Genomic DNA, 23,103 nt, shown 5'->3' with positions numbered 1-23,103 from the left:
GCGCGGTAATCGGCGGTCCGCCGTACACTGGTCTGTCCGGTACAGGCCGGTCGCCGCTCCCCAGCCGGAGCGGCGACCGGCCTTCGCGTCCCTTCAGGAGGTATGCGGATGACTCGTCCCTTCTCCCGCGCCGGCACCCTCGGCGGAGGGGCCCCGGCCCCCGTCACCTCTCCCGTCACCTCTCCCGTCACGGCCGTCACTCCTCCCGTCACGGGCACCACGGCGGCCGCCGGCGCTCCCACCGGCCTCCAGGCGGTTCTGCTCGACATGGACGGCACCCTGGTGGACACCGAGGGCTTCTGGTGGGACACCGAGGTCGAGGTGTTCGCCGAGCTCGGGTACGAGCTGGCCGACGAGCACCGCGAGGTCGTGGTGGGCGGGCCGATGAGCCGCAGTGGCGCCCATCTCATCCGGGTCACCGGTGCGGACATCTCCCTCGCGGAGCTGACGGTGCTGCTCAACGCCAGGTTCGTCGAGCGCATAGCGCGGGGTGTGTCGCTGATGCCGGGGGCCCGGCGGCTGCTCACGGAGCTGGACGCGCACGGGGTACCCGCGGCACTGGTCTCGGCGTCGCACCGCCGGGTGATCGACCGGATGCTGGTCTGGCTGGGGCCGGAGCACTTCGCACTCACCGTGGCGGGGGACGAGGTGGAGCGCACCAAGCCGCACCCGGATCCGTATCTGCTGGCCGCCGGCCGACTCGGCGCGGATCCCGCCCGGTGTGTCGTGGTGGAGGACACCCCGACCGGGGTGGCGTCCGCGGAGGCGGCCGGCTGCCCCGTGGTGGCGGTGCCGTCGGTGACCCGGATCGAGCCCGCCGGCGGGCGCACGGTCGTGCCGTCCCTGGAGGAGGTGGACCTGTCCGTGCTGCGCTCCCTGGTCCCGTCCGCGGACCGGGTGTGAGCGCGGTGCCGCTTGGTGGGGGAGGCGGAACTCCGGACGGAACTCTGAGGAGTGGATTGCTCATTTTCCGTAGCGAATATGGCGGTTGAATTCAAGCCATCGGGCAGAGGATTGCGGGCGTGACATTTGTCACGCCCTCACGGGTCGACAGACGGGGGTGGGTCCGTCTTCGGTGGAGTCCCGCCCTTCCCCGGCGTCCCCAAGTGTCCCGGTTGGTGCGCGCTCGCGCCGATCGCTCCCGTCTCCGGTCAACGGCTGACGTACCGCTGCCGCACGGATATGACAGCCGCACATGGGCGGCCCGGTCGGGCGGCGCGCGCCCCGGCCACTAATGTCTGTACCTCCCGGCCAGAGCGAACCGCAACAACCGGCCGGATGAGGAGACCGTCACCGATGAACCGCAAGATACTGGTGCTACCCGCCGTGGTGGGCCTGCTCGCACCCGCGCTCGTTGCATGTGGTAACGACGGTGCCGGGGGCGGAGAGGGTGCGACGGTGGTCGTCGGCACCACCGACCGCATCGAGGCGACAGAGGACGCACCCGCTCCACTGGATCCCGCGGCCGCCTACGACGTCAGCACCTGGAACATCTTCCGCAACACCTTCCAGACCCTGCTGAGGCTGCCCCGTTCGGGCACCGAGCCGGAGGCGGAGGCCGCCAAGGAGTGCGAATTCACCGACCGGAGGAGTGCGCAGTACCGCTGCACCCTGCGGGAGGGCCTGACCTTCTCCAACGGTCACAGCCTGACCGCCGAGGACGTCGTGTTCTCCATCGACCGCGTCCTGGAGCTCGAGGACCCCTCCGGCCCGTCGTCGCTGCTGAGCAACCTCGACCGGGTGGAGGCGCCCTCCGAGCACGAGGTGGTCTTCCACCTCAAGACGCCCGACGCCACCTTCCCCCACAAGCTCGCCACCCCGGCGGCGGCGATCGTGGACAGCGAGGTCTACCCGGCCGACGGAGTCCGCGAGGGGTACGAGATCACCGGTTCCGGCCCCTACGTCGTGGAGTCCTTCGACCCCGACAAGGGCACGGCGGTCCTGGTCCGCAACGAGAGGTACACCGGTGGTCTGGAGGTGAAGAACGGCAGGGTCGAACTGCGCTTCTTCGAGGACTCCGAGGCCATGGAGAAGGCGCTGCGCGACGGCGACATCGACGTGATGAACCGGAGCATGTCGCCCGAGCAGATCGCGCGGCTGAGCAGCGAGAAGGGCAGCGACATCGACGTCGTCGAGATGTCCGGCCAGGAGATCCGCTACCTCGTCTTCAACACCGACGACCCGGTCGCCGGCCGCGAGGCCGTGCGCAAGGCCATCGCCCGTATCGTGAACCGCGGCGAACTGGTGCGTGACGTGTACCAGCGCACCGCGGAGCCGCTGTACTCCATGGTGCCCGTCGGGCTCACCAGCCACAGCAACTCCTTCTTCAACACCTACGGCGAACCGGACGTGAAGGCCGCGCGCGCCCTCCTGGAGGAGGCCGACATCTCCACCCCGGTCAGGGTGCGGTTCACCTACACCAGCGATCACTACGGCGAGGTCACGGCCGAGGAGTTCAAGGTGCTGGTCAAGCAGCTCAACGCCTCGGGGCTGTTCGACGCGACCGCCGAGGGCGTGCCGTGGAAGACCTACCGCCCCACGGCCGCGGAGCAGAAGTACCAGGTCTACGGCATGGGCTGGTTCCCCGACTTCCCGGACCCGGAGAACTTCCTCGCCCCCTTCTTCGCCGAGGACAACTTCCTCGGCGCCACCTACAAGAACGAGGAACTCCTCAAGATCATCCCGCGGACCCGGACGAAGGCCGACCGCGAGGCCGCGATCGAGGATCTGGTCCGCGCCCAGGACATCGTCGCCGAGGACGTACCCGTGCTGCCGCTGTGGCAGGGCAAGCAGTACATTGCCGCCCGGGAGGACGTCACCGGAGTCGAGTGGGCGCTCAACTCCTCCGCGGTGCTCCAGCTCTGGGAACTGGGCCGGGCCACGGAGGGCTGACGAGGAGTCGGCGGAGAGCCGGCGGAGAGCCGGCTGGGCAAGATCCCCGCACCCCCTGCTCCGGGGGGTGCGGGGCCGTACGGTACGGGGGCGGTAAGGACAGGTAGTCGGGCAAGAAGAGCGAATAAGGACAAACACGTGAGGAAAAGGGCCTCGAGGGCGCTTTTAGCCGGTATGGGGATGGTCGCCGCACTGCTCGCCGGATGCGGGGAGGGGGACGCGGCGGACGCCGGCCGGGGAGAGCGGATCGTGATGGGCATGACCGACGAGGTCCCGGCCACCGATCCCGCGTCCGGCTACGACCCCGGCTCCTGGCTGGTCTTCAACAACGTCTTCCAGTCGCTGCTCAGCTTCCCCAGAGGAGGCACGGACCCGCAGCCCGAGGCCGCCGAGGAGTGCGCGTTCACCGACGGAGCGAGCCGGGTCTTCCGCTGCACCCTCAAAGAGGGACTGAAGTTCACCAGCGGCAACTCCCTCACCTCCGAGGACGTGAAGTTCTCCTTCGAGCGCACCCTGCGCATCGACGACCCCGACGGCCCGGCCGTCATGCTGGCGGGCATCGACACGATCGACACCCCGGACGAGCGGACGGTCGTCTTCCGCCTCGACCGGCCGGACGCCACGTTCCCGCAGAAGATCGCCTCCGGCGCCGGGTCGATCGTCGACCACCGCGAGTACCCGTCCGACAGGCTCCGCACCGACGGCGAGGCGGTCGGCTCGGGCGTCTACAAGCTGGACTCCTACGCCGAGGACGAGGCCGTCTTCTCCGTCAATCCGGACTACACCGGGCCCGCCGAGGTCCGGAACTCCGGAATGACCATGAAACTCTTCCACGGCGACCAGGAAGCGCTGAAGAAGGCCGTGGAGAGCGGCGAGGTGGATCTGGCCTACCGGGGACTCGCCACGGACGACATCGCCGATCTGGAGGCGTCGACCGGGGAGGACCACGGGATCGAGGTCGTCGAGGGCACCAGCGCCGAGGTGCACCACCTGGTCTTCAACACGGACCACCCGGTCACCGGCAGGCTCGGGGTCCGCAAGGCCGTCGCGTACCTGCTGGACCGTCCGGCGCTGATCAGGGACGTCCACCGGCGCACCGCCGAGCCGCTCTACTCGATCGTCCCCGCCGGGATCACCGGCCACAACACGGCCTTCTTCGACCTCTACGGCGACCGTCCGCAGCCCGAGAAGGCCGAGAAGGCCCTGCGGGAGGAGGGCATCACCGGCAAGGTCGAGCTGACCCTGTGGGCCACCCCCGCGCGCTACGGGCCCGCCACCGTCGGCGAGTTCGAGGAGATCGCCCGGCAGCTCAACGCCAGCGGCCTGTTCGAGGCCACGGTCAGGAGCGTCGAACTGGAGCAGTACGAGAAGGACATCGACGCGGGGAAGTACGGCGTCTACGTCAAGGGCTGGGTGCCCGACTACCCGGACCCCGACAACTTCACCGCGCCCTTCTTCGGTGAGGGCAACGTGCTGCGCAACGGCTACGACGCCGGCCGGATCGCCGGGGAACTGCTGCCGCGCACCGCGGCGATGACCGACCGCGCCGACACCGTCGAGGACTTCGGCGAGATCCAGGACATCGTCGCCCGGGAACTGCCGATCCTGCCCGTCTGGCAGGGCAAGCAGTACGCCGTCGCGCACCAGGACGTCTCCGGCCTGGAGTGGACCCTGGACCCCTCCACGGTCTTCCGCTTCTGGGAGATCGGCAAGCGCGGGAACTGAGCCCCCGGTCCCGAGCCGCGCCCGGTCCCGCGCCGCACGGCGCGGGACCGGGCCGCCCCGGCCGCTACTGGGCGCCGGGGCGGACCAGCCCGCTCTCGTAGGCGTACACCGCGGCCTGCACCCGGTCGCGCAGGCCCAGCTTGGTCAGCACATGCCCGACATGGGTCTTCACCGTCGTCTCGCTGACGAACAGGTCCGCGGCGATCTCGGCGTTCGACAGCCCGCGCGCCACCAGCTTGAGCACCTCCACCTCGCGCTCGGTGAGCCGGTGGAGGGTGTCCGGCACCTGCTCCTCGCCCGAGGGCAGCTTCCCGGCGTACTTGTCCAGCAGCCGGCGCGTGACGCTGGGGGCGAGCATCGCCTCGCCCGCCGCCACCACCCGGATCGCCTGCACCAGTTCGGCCGCCGGGGCGTCCTTGAGCAGAAAGCCGGACGCACCCGCGCGCAGCGCCTCCACCACGTACTCGTCCAGGTCGAACGTGGTGAGGACCAGCACCTTGGCGGGGCCGTCCTTGGCGGGACCGGTGATCTGGCGGGTGGCCTCCACCCCGTCCATGCGCGGCATGCGGATGTCCATGAGCACCACGTCCGGCTGGAGCGCCCGTGTCTGGTCCAGCGCCTGCACACCGTCCCCGGCCTCGCCCACCACGACGATGTCGCCCTCGGCCTCCAGGATCATCCGGAAACCGGTGCGCAGCAGCGGCTGGTCGTCCACCAGCAGGACGCGGATCGCCACGAGAACTCCTAAAACGGGGGCGGGAGGCATGGGACGGGCCCCATTCTTGCCTAGTGCCGCGTCAGCCGGGGTTCGCCCCGCCCGCCGCCCTGGCACGCACGCTCGCTGCGTTGGCCGAAAGCCCGGGCAGGACCCTACATGCGGCTTCCGGCCGCCTTGCGATCGCGTCCCCTCGACCCCGCGGACCTGGGGAGGCCCCAGCACCAGGACGCCTCGCTACCGGGCGAACCCCGGCTGACGCGGCACTAGGCGGCCCCGCCGGGCCGAACCGCCGGCGGATACGGCGGGGGAGTGCCGCCGAACTCCGGGCACAGCGCCTGGTGGGCGCACCAGCCGCACAGCGGACCCGGCCGGGGTCGCCAGTCGCCGGTCTCGGTCGCCCGCCGGATCGCGTCCCACAGGGCCAGCAGCTTGCGCTCCACGCCCCGCAGATCACCCTCGTCCGGGTCGTAGCTCAGCACGTCGCCGCTGCCCAGGTAGACCAGCTGCAGTCGGCGCGGGACCGTGCCGCGCAGCCGCCACAGCACCAGGGCGTAGAACTTCATCTGGAACAGCGCGTCCGCCGCGTACTGGGGCCGGGGCGCCTTGCCCGTCTTGTAGTCGACGACGCGCACCTCGCCGGTCGGCGCCACGTCCACCCGGTCGATGATCCCGCGCAGCCGCAGCCCCGACTCCAGCCGGGCCTCCACGAAGAGCTCCCGTTCGGCGGGCTCCAGCCGGGTCGGGTCCTCCAGCGAGAACCACCGCTCCACCAGCTCCTCCGCCGTCGCCAGCCAGCGCGCCAGCTCGGTGCCGTCCGCCGCGCCCCCGTCCTCCTCGCTCTCGCCGGTGAACAGCTCCGCCAGCTCCGGCCGCCGCTCCAGCAGCCGCTCCCACTCCCGGACCACCAGCGACCTCGCCCGCCGTACGCTGCGCTCGCCCGCCGGCGAGTCGAAGAGCCGCTCCAGCACCGCGTGCACCACCGTCCCCCGGGTGGCCGCGGGCGTCGGCTTCTCGGGCAGTTTGTCGATCACCCGGAAGCGGTACAGAAGCGGGCACTGCATGAAGTCGGCGGCCCGCGACGGCGACAGCGAGTCGGGCGGCGCCGTCCGGGAACGGGCCGGCGGGGGGACGGGCGGCGGAGCGGACGAGGAGGCGGCCGGGCGGGCCGGGCCGGACGCCTTGCCGGAAGCCGGATGGGAGACCATGGGGAAGACCCTACGACCCGGGAACGACACGCCGCCGCTTACCATCGACGACGTACCCCTTCGCACTCCCGCGCCGCATGACCGCGGGGACACCGGCGGGTGCGAGGGCATTTTCTACGAGGGGAACCCGTGGCGGACACGGACAACGGCGGTCGGCCGCAGCCCGGCTCCGGCGAAGCGGCGAAGAGCGGACCGAACCGTCCGCGGGAGAGCGGCGGCGGCATCCTCATGGGCCGCCCCTTCGGCGTACCCGTCTACGTGGCGCCGAGCTGGTTCGTGGTGGCCGCCCTGATCACCTGGGTCTTCGGCGGCCAGCTCGACCGCGTGCTGCCGGAGCTCGGCGGCATCCGCTATCTGGTCTCGCTCTTCTTCGCGGTCGCCTTCTACGCCTCCGTGCTCGTCCACGAGCTGGCGCACACCGTCGCGGCGCTGCGCTTCGGGCTCCCCGTGCGCCGTATCCAGCTCCAGTTCTTCGGCGGTGTCTCGGAGATCGAGAAGGAAAGTGAGACGCCGGGCCGGGAGTTCGTCCTGGCCTTCGTCGGCCCGCTGCTCTCCCTCGTCCTGGCGGGCCTGTTCTACCTGGGGCTGTACGCCGTCGAGCCCGGTACGGTGCCCGCGGTGCTGCTCGCCGGGCTGATGATCTCCAACCTCATCGTCGCGGTGTTCAACCTGCTGCCGGGGCTTCCGCTGGACGGCGGCCGGATGCTGCGCGCGGTGATCTGGAAGGTCAGCGGCAGGCCCATGACCGGCACCGTCGCCGCCGCCTGGACCGGCCGCGCCCTGGCCGTCGCCGTCCTGATCGGGATACCGCTGCTCAGCTACGCCGGGGGCTTCACCGACGAGCAGCGGGACTTCGGCGGACTGGACTCGGTCACCGACGCCCTGCTCGCCGCGATCCTCGCCGCGATCATCTGGACCGGCGCCGGGAACAGCCTGCGGATGGCCCGGCTGCGTGAGCGACTGCCCGAGCTGAGCGCCCGGGCCCTCACCCGCCGTGCCGTGCCGGTCACCGCCGACACTCCGCTGTCCGAGGGGCTGCGCCGGGCCAACGAGGCCGGGGCCCGCGCCCTGGTGGTGGTGGACGGCCAGGGCGATCCGCTCGCCATCGTCCGCGAGGCGGCCATCGCCGGAGTGCCCGGGCACCGCCGCCCCTGGGTCGCCGTGAGCGCCCTCGCCCAGGACCTCACCGAGGGCATGCGGGTGTCGGCCGAGCTGGCCGGCGAGGGACTGCTGGAGCAGCTGCGCACCACCCCCGCCACCGAGTACCTGGTGGTGGAGGAGAGCGGCGAGATCTACGGGGTGCTCTCCGCCGCCGACGTCGAGCGGGCCTTCGTGGCCGCCATGGCCAAGCCGGCCGGCTGACCCCGCCGCGCCGGGCGGCGGGCCCGGGGCCCCGGGGCCCGGAACGAACCGGGCGGCCGGCGCGGACAGCACCTCGATTACGGCCCGGAGGACGGACTCGACTAGGCTGGCGTCCATGTCCGAACCGACCGGTGCCGCCCGCCGTCGCGGGCCCTTCCAGGTCGGGGACCAGGTCCAGCTCACCGACCCCAAGGGACGCCACTACACCTTCACGCTCGAGGCGGGGAAGAGCTTCCACACCCACAAGGGAGCCTTCCCCCACGACGAGCTGATCGGCGCGCCCGAGGGCACGGTCGTCCGTACCACGGGGAACGTCGCCTACCTGGCGCTGCGTCCCCTGCTCCCCGACTACGTCCTGTCCATGCCGCGCGGCGCGGCCGTCGTCTACCCCAAGGACGCGGGGCAGATCCTGGCGATGGCCGACATCTTCCCCGGCGCGCGCGTCGTCGAGGCGGGTGTCGGCTCCGGCTCGCTGAGCAGCTTCCTGCTGCGCGCCGTCGGCGACCAGGGGATGCTGCACTCCTACGAGCGCCGCGCCGACTTCGCCGACATCGCCCGGCAGAACGTGGAGCGCTACTTCGGCGGCCCGCACCCCGCCTGGCGGCTGACCGTCGGCGACCTCCAGGACAACCTGTCGGACACCGGCGTCGACCGGGTCATCCTGGACATGCTGGCCCCCTGGGAGTGCCTGGACGCGGTCTCCAAGGCGCTGGTGCCCGGCGGCATCCTGTGCGCCTACGTGGCCACCACCACCCAGCTCGCCCGCACCGTGGAGTCGATCCGCGAGTACGGCACCTTCAACGAGCCGGCGGCCTGGGAGACCATGGTCCGCAACTGGCACGTCGAGGGGCTGGCCGTCCGGCCCGACCACCGCATGGTCGGGCACACCGGCTTCCTGCTGACCACCCGCCGCCTCGCCGACGGCGTCGAGCCCCCGCTGCGCCGCCGCCGCCCCTCGAAGGGCGCCTACGGGGAGGACTACACCGGTCCGGGCGGGGCGGCGGGAGCGGCGTCCGGCACCGGCTCGGGCCGGGGCTGACCGGCCCGCCGCCCCGCCCGGACCGGTACCGCGCGCAACGGCACCGCACCGCCGCCGAGTTCCCCGGGACCGGCGGCGGTGGTGCGTCCGGGGCCGTTGCGGGGCCGTTGCGGGGACAGCGGAGCGGAGAGCGGGCCCCGCCCGTTCCGCGCCGGTGTGACGTGTGGCACGATGCTGGGCACCCCGGCCGCCCGCACTCACAGGAGTCGACCCGCGTGCAGCTCCCGGCAGGCTCTGCGCCCTCCCCCTCCGCTTCCTCCCCCGGCCCGGCTTCCGGCGCCCCGGGAGACCCGGCCCCCGCGGACCCTCCCGCCTCGTACGTACCGCCGCAGCCCGGCCCCCCGGCGGCCGCGGGGCCCCCGGCGCCGCCCTCCCGTCCGGCGCCGCCCCACACCCGCGCCCGTGCGGCGCACTGGCTCGTCACGGCCGCGGTGCTGGGCGCCGTCCTGGGCGGCTCGGCGCTGCTGGGGCCCGGCGGGGCCACGGCGGTCCAGCGGGCGGGCACCGCGGCCGTCGCCCCCGGTCCGGACGCGGATACGGCGCGTTACCCGCTGGACTGCGGCCCGGTGGAGCCCGAGGTGACGGCCCGGGCCGAGGTGGACTTCGACGGCGACGGCCGCGCCGAGACCGTCGCGGTGGTGCGCTGCGCCGCGGGGATCGGCACCCCGCCCAGCGGGGTGTACGTCCTGGCCCGTCCCGTCCGCGAGGGGGCCGCGCCGCGGGTCGCCGAGACGCTGGTGGACCCTGAGGAGGGGATGAGCGTCCAGAGCCTCACCGTCCGGGGCCGCACGGCCTTCGCCAGGTTGCTCGGCTACTCCTCGGACGAGGTGCCCCGGTGCTGCCCCGACCGGGCCCGGGACGTCGAATGGAACTGGCGGGACGGGAGGTTCGTGCTGCGGGCCGCGCCGACGGCGCGGAGTGTGTGACGCCTCACGGAGCGTTCCCGGCGTCGGGCGCCTCCACCGCGTCCGGACCGTGGACCTCGGTCCGGTCCGAGATCCGGCGCACATGGATGCACTCGCCGGGGCACTCGCGGGCCGAGTCCACCACGTCGTTCAGCAGCGGCAGCGGTACGGGGGCGGTCGCCCCCGGCACGGTCAGCAGTTCCGCCTCCTCGCCCGCGGGGGCGGGCGCCTTGACGTAGGCGAGTCCGTCGATGTCCAGCTCGAAGACGTCCGGCGCGTACTGCGCGCAGATGCCGTCCCCGGTGCACAGCTCCTGGTCGATCCACACTTCCAGGCCGGTGACCTGCTCGTTCTGCGTGCCCATGCTGCTGCCTGCCGTTCCTGTGCTCGTGGCCGGACCGGGTGAGGGTTCCCGGCGCGATCTCCCACCCGGCCCCGGCGCGGTCTTGATGTGATCTTGATGTGAACTTGGCGGAATAGAGGCACCCGTGACGGGGGTTGACCGTTCAGACCATACAACCGGCGGCTTTCCAGTCATGTTGGGTGGGTATTCACCCGGGGTAAGGAAGTGCGCAAGGGTGAAGATCGGACACACCCCGACCGTCTTTGTGATCTAGGGGTTTCAACCCCCACCGCTACAGGTAGGGTCAGGAAGCGTCCAGCTCCCCTTGGAGGAGGTGAGGACCGTGGCAGCCCACGACGACGACATCAACCGCGGCATCCGGCCCGAACGGGGTTCCGAAGACCCGGTCGGCCAGGTTGCCCATCTCGAGCAGGAAATCGCCGTCCTGCGCCGCAAGCTCGCCGACTCTCCGCGGCACACTCGGATTCTCGAGGAGCGGATCGTCGAGCTGCAGACGAACCTGGCCGGCGTGTCCGCGCAGAACGAGCGGCTCGCCAACACCCTCCGTGAGGCCCGCGACCAGATCGTGGCCCTCAAGGAGGAGGTCGACCGGCTGGCCCAGCCGCCGGCCGGCTTCGGGGTCTTTCTGCAGGCGAACGAGGACGGCACGGCCGACATCTTCACCGGCGGGCGCAAGCTCCGGGTGAACGTCAGCCCCAGCATCGACCTCGAGGAGCTCAGCCGTGGCCAGGAGGTCATGCTGAACGAGGCGCTCAACGTGGTCGAGGCCATGGAGTTCGAGCGCGCCGGTGACATCGTCACCCTCAAGGAGGTCCTGGAGGACGGCGAGCGCGCCCTGGTGATAGGGCACACTGACGAGGAGCGGGTGGTCAAGCTCGCCGAGCCGCTGATGAACAGCACGCTGCGCGCCGGTGACGCCCTGCTGCTGGAGCCGCGCTCGGGGTACGTCTACGAGGTGGTGCCCAAGAGCGAGGTCGAGGAGCTCGTCCTCGAAGAGGTCCCGGACATCGACTACACCAAGATCGGTGGCCTGGGCGGGCAGATCGAGCTGATCCGCGACGCGGTGGAGCTTCCGTACCTGTACCCGGACCTCTTCAAGGAGCACGAACTCCGTCCTCCCAAGGGCGTGCTCCTGTACGGCCCGCCCGGCTGCGGCAAGACGCTCATCGCCAAGGCCGTCGCCAACTCCCTCGCCAAGAAGGTCGCCGAGGTGACCGGGCGGCCCCAGGGGAAGAGCTACTTCCTCAACATCAAGGGCCCCGAGCTGCTCAACAAGTACGTCGGCGAGACCGAGCGGCACATCCGGCTGGTCTTCCAGCGGGCCCGCGAGAAGGCGAGCGAGGGCACGCCGGTCATCGTCTTCTTCGACGAGATGGACTCCCTCTTCCGCACCCGCGGCTCCGGTGTCAGCTCGGACGTGGAGAACACCATCGTCCCGCAGCTGCTGTCGGAGATCGACGGCGTGGAGGGCCTGGAGAACGTCATCGTCATCGGCGCCTCCAACCGCGAGGACATGATCGACCCGGCGATCCTGCGCCCCGGCCGGCTCGATGTGAAGATCAAGATCGAGCGTCCGGACGCCGAGGCCGCCAGGGACATCTTCTCGAAGTACCTGACGCCCAGCCTCCCGCTGCACGCCGACGACCTCGCGGAGCACAACGGCGACCCCGAGGCCACCGTCGCCGGGATGATCCAGACGGTCGTCGAGCACATGTACGCGGAGTCCGAGGAGAACCGCTTCCTGGAGGTCACCTACGCCAACGGTGACAAGGAGGTCCTGTACTTCAAGGACTTCAACTCGGGCGCGATGATCCAGAACATCGTCGACCGGGCCAAGAAGATGGCGATCAAGGCCTTCCTCGACCACGACCAGAAGGGTCTGCGGGTCTCCCATCTGCTCGCCGCCTGCGTGGACGAGTTCAAGGAGAACGAGGACCTGCCGAACACCACCAACCCCGACGACTGGGCCCGCATCTCCGGCAAGAAGGGCGAGCGGATCGTCTTCATCCGCACGCTCGTCACCGGGAAGCAGGGCGCGGACACCGGGCGCTCCATCGACACGGTGGCCAACACCGGTCAGTACCTGTAAAGACACCGCGTCCGGCTGCGGACGCCCGGCCCCACCGGTGTACCGGGGGGCGGGCCTCCGCAGCCGGATCTTTATCGACAGACACGGGAAGTCCGCAGTGATGTCCCAACGCAGGCTCTTCCGTCCTAGGCTCGTCCGTACTGCCGCGCCGCGCAGTGCGGGACCAGAGGCCGCACACGGGCCGGATGCGCAGCGGGACTTGAGCGGTGGCCCGATGGCGGGCCGCCGCCGGGCAAGGAGGGCCGCATGACCGTACGGCGAGTAATGGGCATCGAGACGGAGTACGGGATCTCCGTCCCCGGCCACCCGAACGCCAATGCCATGCTCACCTCGTCCCAGGTCGTCAACGCCTACGCGGCGGCGATGCACCGGGCGCGCCGCGCCCGCTGGGACTTCGAGGAGGAGAACCCGCTGCGGGACGCCCGCGGATTCGACCTCGCGCGCGAGGTCGCCGACGCCAGCCAGCTCACGGACGAGGACATCGGCCTGGCGAACGTGATCCTCACCAACGGCGCGCGGCTGTACGTGGACCACGCCCACCCCGAGTACAGCGCTCCCGAGGTCACCAACCCGCGCGACGCCGTCCTGTGGGACAAGGCCGGGGAGCGGATCATGGCCGAGGCCGCCCGGCGCGCCGCCGAGCCGCCCGGCGCCCAGCCGATCCACCTCTACAAGAACAACACCGACAACAAGGGCGCCTCCTACGGGACGCACGAGAACTACCTGATGAAGCGGGAGACCGCCTTCTCGGACATCGTGCGCCACCTGACGCCCTTCTTCGTCTCCCGCCAGGTCGTCACCGGGGCCGGACGGGTCGGGCTCGGCCAGGACGGCTCCGAGCACGGCTTCCAGATCAGCCAGCGGGCGGACTACTTCGAGGTCGAGGTGGGCCTGGAGACCACCCTCAAACGACCGATCATCAACACCCGCGACGAACCGCACGCCGACGCCGAGAAGTACCGCCGGCTGCACGTGATCGTGGGCGACGCCAACCTCTCGGAGATCTCCACCTACCTCAAGCTGGGCACCACCTCCCTGGTCCTGGCCATGATCGAGGACGGTTTCATCGCCGTCGACCTCGCCGTCGACCAGCCCGTCCGCACCCTGCACCAGGTCAGCCACGACCCGTCGCTGCGCCGGCTGGTCACCCTGCGCAACGGGCGGAAGCTCACCGCGGTGCAGCTCCAGATGGAGTACTACGAGCTGGCCCGCAAGTACGTGGAGGAGCGCTGGGGCGCGGACGCCGACGAGCAGACCAGGGACGTGCTGGCCCGCTGGGAGGACGTCCTGGGGCGGCTGGAGACCGACCCGACGAGCCTGGCGGGCGAGCTGGACTGGGTGGCCAAGCTGGAGCTGATGGAGGGCTACCGGCGCCGGGACGGGCTCGGCTGGGACGCCGCCCGGCTGCACCTGGTGGATCTGCAGTACGCCGACGTCCGCCCCGACAAGGGGCTGTACAACCGCCTGGCGGCCCGCGGCCGGATGAAGCGGCTGCTGGACGAGACCGAGGTCGAGCGGGCCCGCAGCGCCCCTCCGGAGGACACCAGGGCCTATTTCCGCGGCCGCTGTCTGGAGCGGTACGCCGACGCCGTGGCCGCCGCCTCCTGGGACTCGGTGATCTTCGACCTGCCGGGCCGCGACTCCCTCCAGCGGGTGCCCACCCTGGAGCCGCTGCGCGGTACCCGCGCCCACGTCGGGGACCTGCTGGACCGCTGCCGCACCGCGGAGGAGCTGGTCCGGACGCTGTCCGGGGGCTGATCCGGCCGCGGCGGGCGGTATCCGGTCCCGGCCGGACTGGCTGAACGTCCCCGGAAGGGGGAACCATGGAGGTGGCTTCCGGACGTTGTGGTGACGAACCCGTCAGTGACAGGAAACAGCAGGAGACACAGGCCGATGTCGGACCCGGCTTGTAGGGTCCGATCTTGTACGGTCCAACCGAGCGGGGTGAGGTAGATGGCGACCAAGGACACCGGCGGCGGTCAGCAGAGGGCGACGCGGTCCACGGAGGAGACCGACGAGCAGGCGCAGGACGCGCAGGTCTCGGAGGACCTCAAGGAACGGCAGGAGGCGCTGTCGGACGAAGTGGACTCCGTCCTGGACGAGATCGACGACGTCCTCGAGGAGAACGCCGAGGACTTCGTGCGGTCCTTCGTCCAGAAGGGCGGAGAGTAAGGCTTGTCCCCCCGTCCCGCACCCCCGCCGAGGCGGGGGTGCGGGACGGGTGACATCTGCCGCCATGGGTAAGGTCCGTGCAGTGTTTCTTGATCCGGTCCCATGATCTCGTGGAAGGAAACGTGTGGAAGCCAACACTCGTAGCTCAGGGCGTCTGCCGGCGGCCTTCCTGACGCCGGGCTCGTCCTCTTTCCTGGACTTCCTGTCGGAGCACGCGCCCGAGCAGCTCCCCGGCAACCGTCCGCTGCCGCCGGTGAAGGGCGCCGTCGAGGCGCCGCACGGCACGACGATCGTCGCGGTCACCTTCGCGGGCGGTGTGGTGCTCGCGGGTGACCGGCGGGCGACGATGGGCAACATGATCGCGCAGCGGGACATCGAGAAGGTCTTCCCGGCCGACGAGTACAGTGCGGTCGGCATCGCCGGGACCGCCGGACTCGCCGTGGAGATGGTCAAGCTCTTCCAGCTGGAGCTGGAGCACTTCGAGAAGGTCGAGGGCACCGTCCTGTCGCTGGAGGGCAAGGCCAACCGCCTGTCCACGATGATCCGCGGCAACCTCGGCATGGCGCTGCAGGGCCTGGCGGTGATCCCGCTGTTCGCCGGGTACGACCTCGACGAGGACAGGGGCCGTATCTTCTCCTACGACGTCACCGGCGGGCGCTCGGAGGAGCTGGGCTTCGCGGCCGTCGGCTCCGGCTCGGTCTTCGCCCGCGGCTCGCTCAAGAAGCTCCACCGCGAGGACCTCGGCGAGCGGGAGGCGGCCACGGCGGTCGTCCAGGCGCTGTACGACGCCGCCGAGGACGATTCCGCGACCGGCGGCCCCGATCTCGTCCGCCGGATCTACCCCGTCGTCACGGTGATCACGGACGAGGGGTTCCGCAGGCTCACCGAGGAGGAAGTGGCCGAGGTCTCCCGCGCGGTGCACGACGGCCGGCTCCAGTCGCCCAACGGGCCCCAGGCCCCGGTGCTCTAACCACAAAGGAAGGGACGGATAGCCGGTGTCGACGCCGTTCTATGTCTCACCCCAGCAGGCCATGGCGGACCGCGCCGAGTACGCCCGCAAGGGCATCGCGCGCGGTCGCAGTGTGGTCGTGTTGCAGTACACCGACGGCATCCTGTTCGTCGCCGAGAACCCCTCACGGGCACTGCACAAGGTCAGTGAGATCTACGACCGGATCGCCTTCGCGGCGGTGGGCAAGTACAACGAGTTCGAGAACCTGCGCATCGGCGGCGTCCGCTACGCCGACCTGCGCGGTTACACCTACGCCCGGACCGATGTCACCGCGCGGGGTCTGGCCAACGTCTACGCCCAGACCCTGGGCACCATCTTCTCCAGTGTGGCGGAGAAGCCGTACGAGGTGGAACTGATCGTCGCCGAGGTCGGGGAGGGCCCCGAGGACGACCAGATCTACCGGCTGCCGCACGACGGCTCGATCGTCGACGAACACGGCTCGGTGGCGGTCGGCGGCAACGCCGACCAGATCAGCAGCTACCTCGACCAGCGGCACCGGGACGGCATGACCCTCGGCGAGGCGCTGAAACTGGCGACGGAGTCCCTCAGCCGGGACACCAACGGCGGCGAGCGCGCCCTCACCGCGGACCAGCTGGAGGTGGCCGTCCTCGACCGCACCCGGCCCCGGCAGCGCAAGTTCCGGCGTCTCCTGGGCCGGCAGCTCTCCCGGCTGCTGGAGGAGGGCGCGGCTCCCGGCGCCGGGGAGGCCTCCGGGGGCGCCGCCTCCGACACCGCTGCGGAGACCCCGGATACCCCGGGGGACGACTCCGGGAAGTGAACCGCGGGCGCCCTCGCGTCCCGCCCGTGCGGCCCGGCGGTGCTCAGCGCCCGCCGGGCCGCACGGGCGCGTCCGGCGGCGGGGCGGTGGAGCCCCGTACGGTCAGCTCCACCGGAAGGGTGACGGTCCTCCCCGGGGCACCGCCGCCCGCCGGCCCGGTGCCCGGCCCGGTGCCTGCTGTCCGGCTGTCCGGGACAGCACCTCCTGTCCGGCTGTCCAGGACAGCCAGCAGAGCCCGCATCCCGGCCGCGCCCGCCTCCTCGGCCGGCAGCCGCACGGTCGTCAGCTCCGGCTCGACCGCGCGGGCCAGGGTCAGGTCGTCGAAACCGGTGACGGAGACGTCCTCCGGCACCCGCAGCCCCAGCCGCCGCGCCGCCTTGCAGGCGCCCGCGGCGAGCAGATCGTCGTCGCACACCAGTGCGGTCGGGCGAGGGTGCGCCGCCAGCGCCGCCATGGCGGCCCGCATGCCACCGGTCACGCTCAGTTCAGCCGGAAGGACGGCCGGCGCCGGGCGGCCGGCCGCGCGCAGTGCCCCGGCCAGGGTCCTCGCCCGCACCTCGAAGGTCCAGGAGTCCACCGCGGCGGCGATGTGCGCCACCCGGCGGTGGCCGAGCCCGAGCAGATGCGCCGCGGTCCGCCGCATGCCGTCGGCGATGTCGACGTTGACGGTCGCCGACGCCCCGGTGTGTTCCGGGTCGCTGTCGAGCATGACCAGCGGCAGCCCGCCGCCGGGCCGCAGGGCGGCCAGCGCCTCGGCGGCCATGGAGGAGGCGATCACCCCGTCCAGTGCGTCGCTCGCGGAGCCGAAGGGGTCCCGGGCGGGTCCGGTCCCTTCCGGCGAGGGGTAGAGCACGACCCCGAAACCGTGCTCGGCGGCCACCCGGGCGGCTCCCGAGTGGAGCCGGGCGAAGAACTCGTTGGTGAGCGCCGGGACGACCAGCAGGGCGGTGCGGGTGCGTCCCAGCCGCAGGCTGCGGGCCGCCGGATTGGGCCGGTAGTCCAGTTCCCGCGCGGCCGCGCGTACCGCCTCGGCCTTCCCCGGCGAGACCCTGCCGTGCCACTTGCCGCCCAGCACCAGGGAGACGGCCGCCTGCGAGACTCCGGCGGCACGCGCCACATCCCGGCTCGTCGGCCGGGGACGGTCGGTGGACACGGGAGCTGACTCCTGACGGGAGTGGACGGAACGGCATGGACCCGGAGGCTGGCTCATGATACGTATGACGGGTTCCGTTATACGTATCACTCCAGGGCTGCCGGGCCGCCGGGCCGGAGGAGAGGGGCCGAGCCATGACGACGGGCTACGCCGAACTGCTGCGCGCCAGACATGTGGTGCGGCTCCTGGCGGGCACCCTGGCCGGACGGCTGCCCAACGCCACCGCCGCCCTGGCCATCGTGCTGTTCACCCGCGCCGAGGGCGGTTCCTACACGCTGGCCGGCGCCCTGTCGGCCGGTTACGGCCTGGCCACCGCCGTCGGGCAGCCGCTGCTGGGCCGCGCGGTGGACCTGTGGGGCCAGCCGCGGGTGATGCTGCCCGCCGCGCTGCTCTCCGGGCTGGCCATGGCCGTCTTCGCCCTCGCCGGCATCGACCCGCTGCCCGTCGCCTGGGCCGCGACGGCCGCCGCCGGGCTGTTCACCCCGCCCCTGGAGGGCGGGCTGCGGGCCCTGTGGCCGTCGGTGCTGGGGCGGGGCGACCGGGTGCACGCCGCCTACGCGCTCGACGCGGTCGCCCAGGAGGTGATGTTCACCCTGGGCCCGCTGGCGGTCACCGTACTGGTGGCCCTGGCGAACGAGGCCGCCGCCCTGCTGGTGATCAACGTGCTGGGAGTGCTGGGCGCCCTGTCCGTGGTCCTCTCCCCGCCCTCCCGCCGGTGGCGCTCCGCCCCGCGTGAGGCGCACTGGCTGGGCGCCCTGCGCTCGCCGGGGCTGCTGGCACTGCTCGGGGCGTTCTTCTTCGTCGGAGCGGCCCTCGGGACGATCGCGGTGGCCGCGGTCGCCTACGCGGACGGTCACGGCGACAGCCTGATCGCCACCTATCTGCTCGCGGCGCTCGGCGCGGGCGCCCTGGCCGGCGGCCTGGTCTACGGCGGCCGGACGTGGGCCGGGGAGCCGGAGCCGCGGCTGCGGGTCCTGGTGGCGGCCCTGGCGGCCGGCTATCTGCCGCTGGCCCTGGTGCCCGGCCCGGCGGCGATGACCTTCCTGTCGTGGGTCGCCGGGGTCTTCCTGGCCCCCGCGCTGGCCTGCGCCTTCGTCGTCGTGGACCGGCACGCCCCGCCGGGCACGGTCACCGAGGCCTTCTCCTGGCTGGTGACCACCTTCGGGGTCGGCGCCGCCGCCGGGACGGCCGCGGTGGGACCGGTCGTCGAGCGGTGGGGTGCGGCGGCGGGCTTCTGCGCGGCGGGCGCGGGCGGCCTGGCCGCGCTGCTCGTCCTCCTCGCGACACGCCGCGTCCTGACGGGAGGACCTATCCCGGAGGAAAGTGATCAGAATGGTGCGCCGGGCGCGGTTTCAAAACCGGGTGCCAGGCGTAATGTTCCCTCGTGACTCCGCTCCCCGTCCGAGGAAGGGGGCCTGTGGCCCAGGGGCCGCGGTCCGGCCCGGACCGATCCCCTGTGGGACTGACGTAAACCACCGCGAACCAGGGAATGAACTTCCCCACCGGTCGAAACCGGTAGTTCCCTCGTGAGGAGTCTGATGGACCGCCGAATCTTCGGACTGGAGAACGAGTACGGCGTCACATGCACGTTCCGGGGACAGCGGCGTCTGTCTCCCGACGAGGTGGCGCGGTACCTCTTCCGCCGTGTCGTGTCATGGGGCCGCAGCAGCAACGTCTTCCTCCGCAACGGGGCCCGCCTCTACCTGGACGTGGGGTCCCACCCGGAGTACGCCACTCCGGAATGCGACGACGTGACCGAACTGGTCACCCACGACAAGGCCGGCGAGCGCATCCTGGAGGGGCTTCTCGTCGACGCCGAGCGCCGCCTGCACGAGGAGGGGATCGCGGGCGACGTCTACCTGTTCAAGAACAACACCGACTCGGCGGGCAACTCCTACGGCTGCCACGAGAACTACCTGGTGGCCCGGCACGGGGAGTTCTCGCGCCTGGCGGACGTCCTCATCCCCTTCCTCGTCACCCGGCAGCTCATCTGCGGGGCCGGGAAGGTCCTGCAGACCCCGCGCGGCGCGGTCTACTGCGTCAGCCAGCGCGCCGAGCACATCTGGGAAGGCGTCAGCTCCGCGACCACCCGGTCCCGGCCGATCATCAACACCCGCGACGAACCGCACGCGGACGCCGAGCGCTACCGTCGGCTGCATGTCATCGTTGGTGACTCCAACATGTCCGAGACGACCATGCTGCTCAAGGTCGGCGCCACCGACCTGGTGCTGCGCATGATCGAGGCGGGCACGGTCATGCGCGACCTCACCCTGGAGAACCCGATCCGGGCGATCCGGGAGGTCAGCCACGACATCACCGGCCAGCGGAAGGTCCGGCTGGCCAACGGGCGGGAGGCCTCCGCGCTGGAGGTGCAGCAGGAGTACTACGAGAAGGCCGCCGACTTCTGCGAGCGCCGCGGCATCCGCACGGGCGTGGTGGACCAGGTCCTGGAGCTGTGGGGCCGCACCCTGGAGGCGATCCGCACCCAGGAGCTCGACAAGGTCAACACCGAGATCGACTGGGTGATGAAGTACCAGCTCATCGAGCGGTACCGGGCCAAGAACAACATCACCATGTCGCATCCGAGGATCGCCCAGATAGACCTCGCCTACCACGACATCCACCGCCGCCGCGGGCTGTACTACCTGCTGGAGCGCAAGGGGCAGGCCGCCCGGATCTGCAACGACGTCAAGATCTTCGAGGGCAAGTCCGTGCCGCCGCAGACCACCCGGGCCCGGCTGCGCGGCGACTTCATCCGCCGGGCCCAGGAGCAGCGCCGCGACTTCACCGTGGACTGGGTGCATCTGAAGCTGAACGACCAGGCCCAGCGCACGGTGCTGTGCAAGGACCCGTTCCGCTCGGTGGACGAACGGGTGGAGAAGCTCATCGCCGGCATGTGACCCACGCCCGCGGGCTCGCACACGTTTCCGGGAGCCGGGAACGAAATCAGCTCTTCCGCTAGTTGTGGGAGGTGGGCCGGGCGGCCCGTAAAGTGGCCGACACGCCCGGAACGCCCGGACACCTCCTACACACCAAGAGTTGGACTGATGCAGCGAACTCCCGGGGCACGCCCCCCACACATCCGCCCCTTCGGGCCGGTCGGCCGCCGCCTCGCCGCGGCCCTGGCCGTTCCCGTCCTGCTCTTCACCGCGGCGTGCGGCTCCGACGGTTCCGACGACTCCCAAGGCTCCTCCGACACCGCCACCGAGGTCACCGGCAAGGTCGGCGAGAAGCCGAAGGTCAGCGTTCCCGAGGACGCCGAGGCCCCCGACAAGGCGGCGGTGCGGACCGTCACCGAGGGCAAGGGCGACAAGATGGCCAAGGGCGACTTCGTCCGGATGGACGTCTTCGCCCAGATGACCGCCGACGACCAGGAACTGATCAACACCTGGAAGACGGAGGAGGACGCCTCCGCGAAGGAGGGCGCCCACACCCAGCTGGTCATCCAGCTCGGTGAGGAACAGCAGATGGTCCCCGCCTCGGTGCTGAACGCCCTGGTCGGCGAGCGGACCGGCGGACGCCTCCTGGTCGAGGGGACCGCCAAGGCGATCATCGGCGAGCGGCTCAACCCCCAGGCCGGGATCGAGGAGTCGGCCGGCATGGTCTGGGTGGTCGACCCGGTCTCCGCCGCCAAGACCGACGCCAAGGCCGAGGTCAGCGGCGAGCAGGCGGACACCGGCGAGGGCATGCCCGAGGTGAAGCCGGTGAAGCAGAAGGCCGCCGCCATCACCATCCCCGAGGGCGAGAAGGCCCCCAAGGAGCTCAAGCAGCAGGTGCTGATCGAGGGCGACGGACCCGAGGTCAAGGCCGGCGAGGGACTGATCGCGCAGTACACCGGGGTCAAGTGGGAGGACGGCGAGAAGTTCGACTCCTCCTGGGACCACGGGGGCGCCATCGCCTTCCAGATCGGCACCGGCTCGGTCGTCCAGGGCTGGGACCAGGGCCTGGTCGGCAAGAAGGTCGGCGACCGGGTGCTGCTGGTGATCCCGCCGGACCTGGCCTACGGCAACAACCCGCAGTCCGAGCTGGCGAAGAACACCCTGGTGTTCGTGGTGGACATCGTCGGCAAGGTCTGACGGTCTCCGGCGGCGGCCGCGGTCCGGTTCTGCCAGACTGACACGGTTGACCGAAGGAAACGTTCGTAGGAGCAATTTCGTGAGCATCGAGAAGCCCGAGATCGACTTCCCGGGCGGCGAGCCCCCGGCGGACCTGGAGATCAAGGACATCTGGGAGGGCGACGGGCCGGTCGCCAAGGCCGGGGACCAGGTCTCCGTGCACTACGTGGGTGTCGCCTTCTCCACCGGCGAGGAGTTCGACGCCAGCTGGAACCGCGGCACCCCGCTGCGGTTCCAGCTCGGGGTCGGCCAGGTCATTTCCGGCTGGGACCAGGGCGTCCAGGGCATGAAGGTCGGCGGCCGCCGGCAGCTGACCATCCCGCCGCACCTGGCGTACGGCGACCGGGGCGCCGGCGGCCGGATCAAGCCGGGCGAGACGCTCATCTTCGTCTGCGACCTGGTCTCCGTCTGAGTCCGCGCCCGCGGGGGCGGTGAGCCCCGGGACAGCGGGCGCGACGGACACCGGACACCACGGCCGGGGCCCGTGCCGTACGGCACGGGCCCCGGCTTTGTACGGGGCGTCCCGCGAGCGGTACGGTCGACGCCGGGACGAGCACGAGAGAGGGCGTCGATGGCCATTGCCAAGGCCGAGCGGCTGATGAACCTGGCGCTGTGCCTGCTGGGAGCCCGGCGCCCGCTGACCAAGCGCGAGCTGCGGGCGTCGATCGAGGCGTATCTGGAGGTCGGCGGGGGACCGGGCCGGGCCGGCAGCGAGGACGCCTTCAACCGGATGTTCGAACGCGACAAGGACGACCTGCGCGAGCTCGGCATGGTCATCGAGACCGTGGAGAACCTGGACGGCGAGATCGGCTACCAGGCCCGCCGCGACAGCAACCGCCTCCCGCCCATCACCCTGGACGCCGAGGAGGCCGCCGCCCTCACCCTGGCCGCCAAGGTCTGGCAGCAGGCCCGGCTCGCCGGGGCCGCCAGCGGCGCCCTGCAGAAACTGCGCGCCGCCGGGATGCCGCTGGCCGAGAACACCGGCTCCGGCACCGGGGAGCCGGGCGACCCGTACGGCGGCCACAGCGCCCTGGAGCCGCGCATCCCCGTCCACGAGGCGGCCTTCGAGCCCCTGATGGTCGCCTGCCGCGACCGGCGGCCGGTCACCTTCGCCTACCGCAGGTCCAACGCCGCCCGCCCCGAGACCCGGCATGTCGAGCCGTGGACCCTGGAGTGCTGGCGCGGCCACTGGTACCTGGCGGGCTTCGACCGCGACCGGGGGGCCGAACGGGTCTTCCGGCTGTCCCGCATCACCGGCCCGGTCCGCTCCCGCGCCGGTGCCTACACCGCCGGGGTGCCCGACCACGTCACGGTGCGCGAGACCGTCGAGCGCTGGGCCGGGGAGATCGCCACCGCCACCGCCCGCATCCGGCTGCGGCGGGGCGCCGGTTATCCGCTGCGGGCCAGGGCCACCGAGGTGCGGGAGGCCGGGGAAGGCTGGGACGAGCTGGAGATCCCCTACGGCCACGGGCTGGACGCCTGGCTGGTGGAGTTCGGGCCGGACGTGGTCGTACTGGAGCCCGCCGAACTGCGGGCCGACGTGGTGGACCGGCTGCGCGCCGTCGCCAAGGGCTGAG

20 protein-coding genes are annotated in these 23,103 nt (G+C 71.6%); 16 read left to right on the top strand and 4 right to left on the bottom strand.

Annotated elements, in window-relative coordinates:
- Positions 1–108: 108 nt before the first annotated feature.
- From V1L54_RS07065 to V1L54_RS07055, 3 genes are all read left to right on the top strand, one after another.
- Positions 109–903 carry an HAD family hydrolase gene (locus V1L54_RS07065; RefSeq protein WP_330116996.1) on the top strand — a complete coding sequence of 265 codons (795 nt, stop codon included), beginning with the start codon at positions 109–111 and terminating at the stop codon, positions 901–903.
- A 393-nt stretch (positions 904–1,296) separates the two neighbouring features.
- Positions 1,297–2,892 (top strand): ABC transporter substrate-binding protein, encoded by a 1,596-nt coding sequence (locus V1L54_RS07060; protein WP_330116995.1) that lies wholly within the window; start codon positions 1,297–1,299, stop codon positions 2,890–2,892.
- Between the two features lie 174 nt (positions 2,893–3,066).
- Positions 3,067–4,617, top strand: a complete 1,551-nt coding sequence (locus V1L54_RS07055; RefSeq protein WP_330116994.1) for an ABC transporter substrate-binding protein — start codon at positions 3,067–3,069, stop codon at positions 4,615–4,617.
- Positions 4,618–4,681: 64 nt separating this feature from the next.
- On the opposite strand, the gene V1L54_RS07050 is transcribed toward V1L54_RS07055, so the two are convergent.
- Together V1L54_RS07050 and V1L54_RS07045 are read right to left on the bottom strand one after the other, a co-directional pair.
- Positions 4,682–5,353 (bottom strand): response regulator, encoded by a 672-nt coding sequence (locus V1L54_RS07050; RefSeq protein WP_330116993.1) that lies wholly within the window; start codon positions 5,351–5,353, stop codon positions 4,682–4,684.
- 245 nt (positions 5,354–5,598) lie between these two features.
- On the bottom strand, positions 5,599–6,540 hold the full coding sequence (locus tag V1L54_RS07045; protein ID WP_330116992.1) for a RecB family exonuclease: 942 nt from the start codon (positions 6,538–6,540) through the stop codon (positions 5,599–5,601).
- A 129-nt stretch (positions 6,541–6,669) separates the two neighbouring features.
- Between V1L54_RS07045 and V1L54_RS07040 the strand changes: the two genes are divergently transcribed.
- The 3 genes from V1L54_RS07040 (at position 6,670) to V1L54_RS07030 (ending at position 9,867) form a co-directional block, all read left to right on the top strand.
- On the top strand, positions 6,670–7,902 hold the full coding sequence (locus V1L54_RS07040) for a site-2 protease family protein (protein ID WP_330116991.1): 1,233 nt from the start codon (positions 6,670–6,672) through the stop codon (positions 7,900–7,902).
- A 115-nt stretch (positions 7,903–8,017) separates the two neighbouring features.
- The gene (locus tag V1L54_RS07035; protein WP_100204193.1) at positions 8,018–8,941 is read left to right on the top strand and encodes a tRNA (adenine-N1)-methyltransferase; all 924 of its coding nucleotides are present in this window, start codon (positions 8,018–8,020) and stop codon (positions 8,939–8,941) included.
- A gap of 431 nt (positions 8,942–9,372) precedes the next feature.
- On the top strand, positions 9,373–9,867 hold the full coding sequence (locus tag V1L54_RS07030) for a hypothetical protein (RefSeq protein WP_330116990.1): 495 nt from the start codon (positions 9,373–9,375) through the stop codon (positions 9,865–9,867).
- A gap of 4 nt (positions 9,868–9,871) precedes the next feature.
- On the opposite strand, the gene V1L54_RS07025 is transcribed toward V1L54_RS07030, so the two are convergent.
- Positions 9,872–10,210: a ferredoxin gene (locus V1L54_RS07025; protein ID WP_330116989.1), complete on the bottom strand. Its 339-nt coding sequence runs from the start codon at positions 10,208–10,210 to the stop codon at positions 9,872–9,874.
- 322 nt (positions 10,211–10,532) lie between these two features.
- Here V1L54_RS07025 and arc point away from each other — a divergent pair, with 322 nt between their 5' ends.
- From arc to prcA, 5 genes are all read left to right on the top strand, one after another.
- Positions 10,533–12,299 (top strand): proteasome ATPase, encoded by a 1,767-nt coding sequence (arc, locus tag V1L54_RS07020; RefSeq protein ID WP_330116988.1) that lies wholly within the window; start codon positions 10,533–10,535, stop codon positions 12,297–12,299.
- A 246-nt stretch (positions 12,300–12,545) separates the two neighbouring features.
- Positions 12,546–14,057 (top strand): depupylase/deamidase Dop, encoded by a 1,512-nt coding sequence (gene dop / locus V1L54_RS07015; protein WP_330116987.1) that lies wholly within the window; start codon positions 12,546–12,548, stop codon positions 14,055–14,057.
- Between the two features lie 195 nt (positions 14,058–14,252).
- Complete coding sequence (locus V1L54_RS07010; RefSeq protein ID WP_100204196.1) at positions 14,253–14,471, top strand: ubiquitin-like protein Pup; 219 nt, start codon at positions 14,253–14,255, stop codon at positions 14,469–14,471.
- A 124-nt stretch (positions 14,472–14,595) separates the two neighbouring features.
- Positions 14,596–15,441, top strand: coding sequence for a proteasome subunit beta (gene prcB, locus V1L54_RS07005; protein WP_330116986.1), 846 nt, complete (start codon positions 14,596–14,598; stop codon positions 15,439–15,441).
- A 25-nt stretch (positions 15,442–15,466) separates the two neighbouring features.
- A complete protein-coding gene (gene prcA, locus V1L54_RS07000; RefSeq protein ID WP_330116985.1) occupies positions 15,467–16,258 on the top strand; it encodes a proteasome subunit alpha in 792 nt (263 codons plus the stop codon).
- A gap of 43 nt (positions 16,259–16,301) precedes the next feature.
- Here the strand turns inward: prcA and V1L54_RS06995 are convergent, their stop codons facing one another.
- Positions 16,302–17,468: a LacI family DNA-binding transcriptional regulator gene (locus V1L54_RS06995; RefSeq protein ID WP_443076516.1), complete on the bottom strand. Its 1,167-nt coding sequence runs from the start codon at positions 17,466–17,468 to the stop codon at positions 16,302–16,304.
- A 77-nt stretch (positions 17,469–17,545) separates the two neighbouring features.
- Here V1L54_RS06995 and V1L54_RS06990 point away from each other — a divergent pair, with 77 nt between their 5' ends.
- From V1L54_RS06990 to V1L54_RS06970, 5 genes are all read left to right on the top strand, one after another.
- The gene (locus V1L54_RS06990; RefSeq protein ID WP_330116983.1) at positions 17,546–18,799 is read left to right on the top strand and encodes an MFS transporter; all 1,254 of its coding nucleotides are present in this window, start codon (positions 17,546–17,548) and stop codon (positions 18,797–18,799) included.
- A gap of 150 nt (positions 18,800–18,949) precedes the next feature.
- Positions 18,950–20,311, top strand: coding sequence for a Pup--protein ligase (gene pafA, locus V1L54_RS06985; RefSeq protein WP_330116982.1), 1,362 nt, complete (start codon positions 18,950–18,952; stop codon positions 20,309–20,311).
- Positions 20,312–20,458: 147 nt separating this feature from the next.
- Positions 20,459–21,487 (top strand): FKBP-type peptidyl-prolyl cis-trans isomerase, encoded by a 1,029-nt coding sequence (locus V1L54_RS06980; protein WP_330116981.1) that lies wholly within the window; start codon positions 20,459–20,461, stop codon positions 21,485–21,487.
- A 79-nt stretch (positions 21,488–21,566) separates the two neighbouring features.
- Positions 21,567–21,938, top strand: coding sequence for an FKBP-type peptidyl-prolyl cis-trans isomerase (locus V1L54_RS06975; protein WP_100204202.1), 372 nt, complete (start codon positions 21,567–21,569; stop codon positions 21,936–21,938).
- A gap of 159 nt (positions 21,939–22,097) precedes the next feature.
- The gene (locus tag V1L54_RS06970; RefSeq protein ID WP_330116980.1) at positions 22,098–23,102 is read left to right on the top strand and encodes a helix-turn-helix transcriptional regulator; all 1,005 of its coding nucleotides are present in this window, start codon (positions 22,098–22,100) and stop codon (positions 23,100–23,102) included.
- Position 23,103 lies beyond the last annotated feature (1 nt).

It is taken from the genome of Streptomyces rubellus (assembly GCF_036323805.1).
GTDB lineage: Bacteria > Actinomycetota > Actinomycetes > Streptomycetales > Streptomycetaceae > Streptomyces.
Note: the sequence above shows the minus strand (reverse complement) of the source record. Positions and strands in the feature narration are given on the sequence as shown.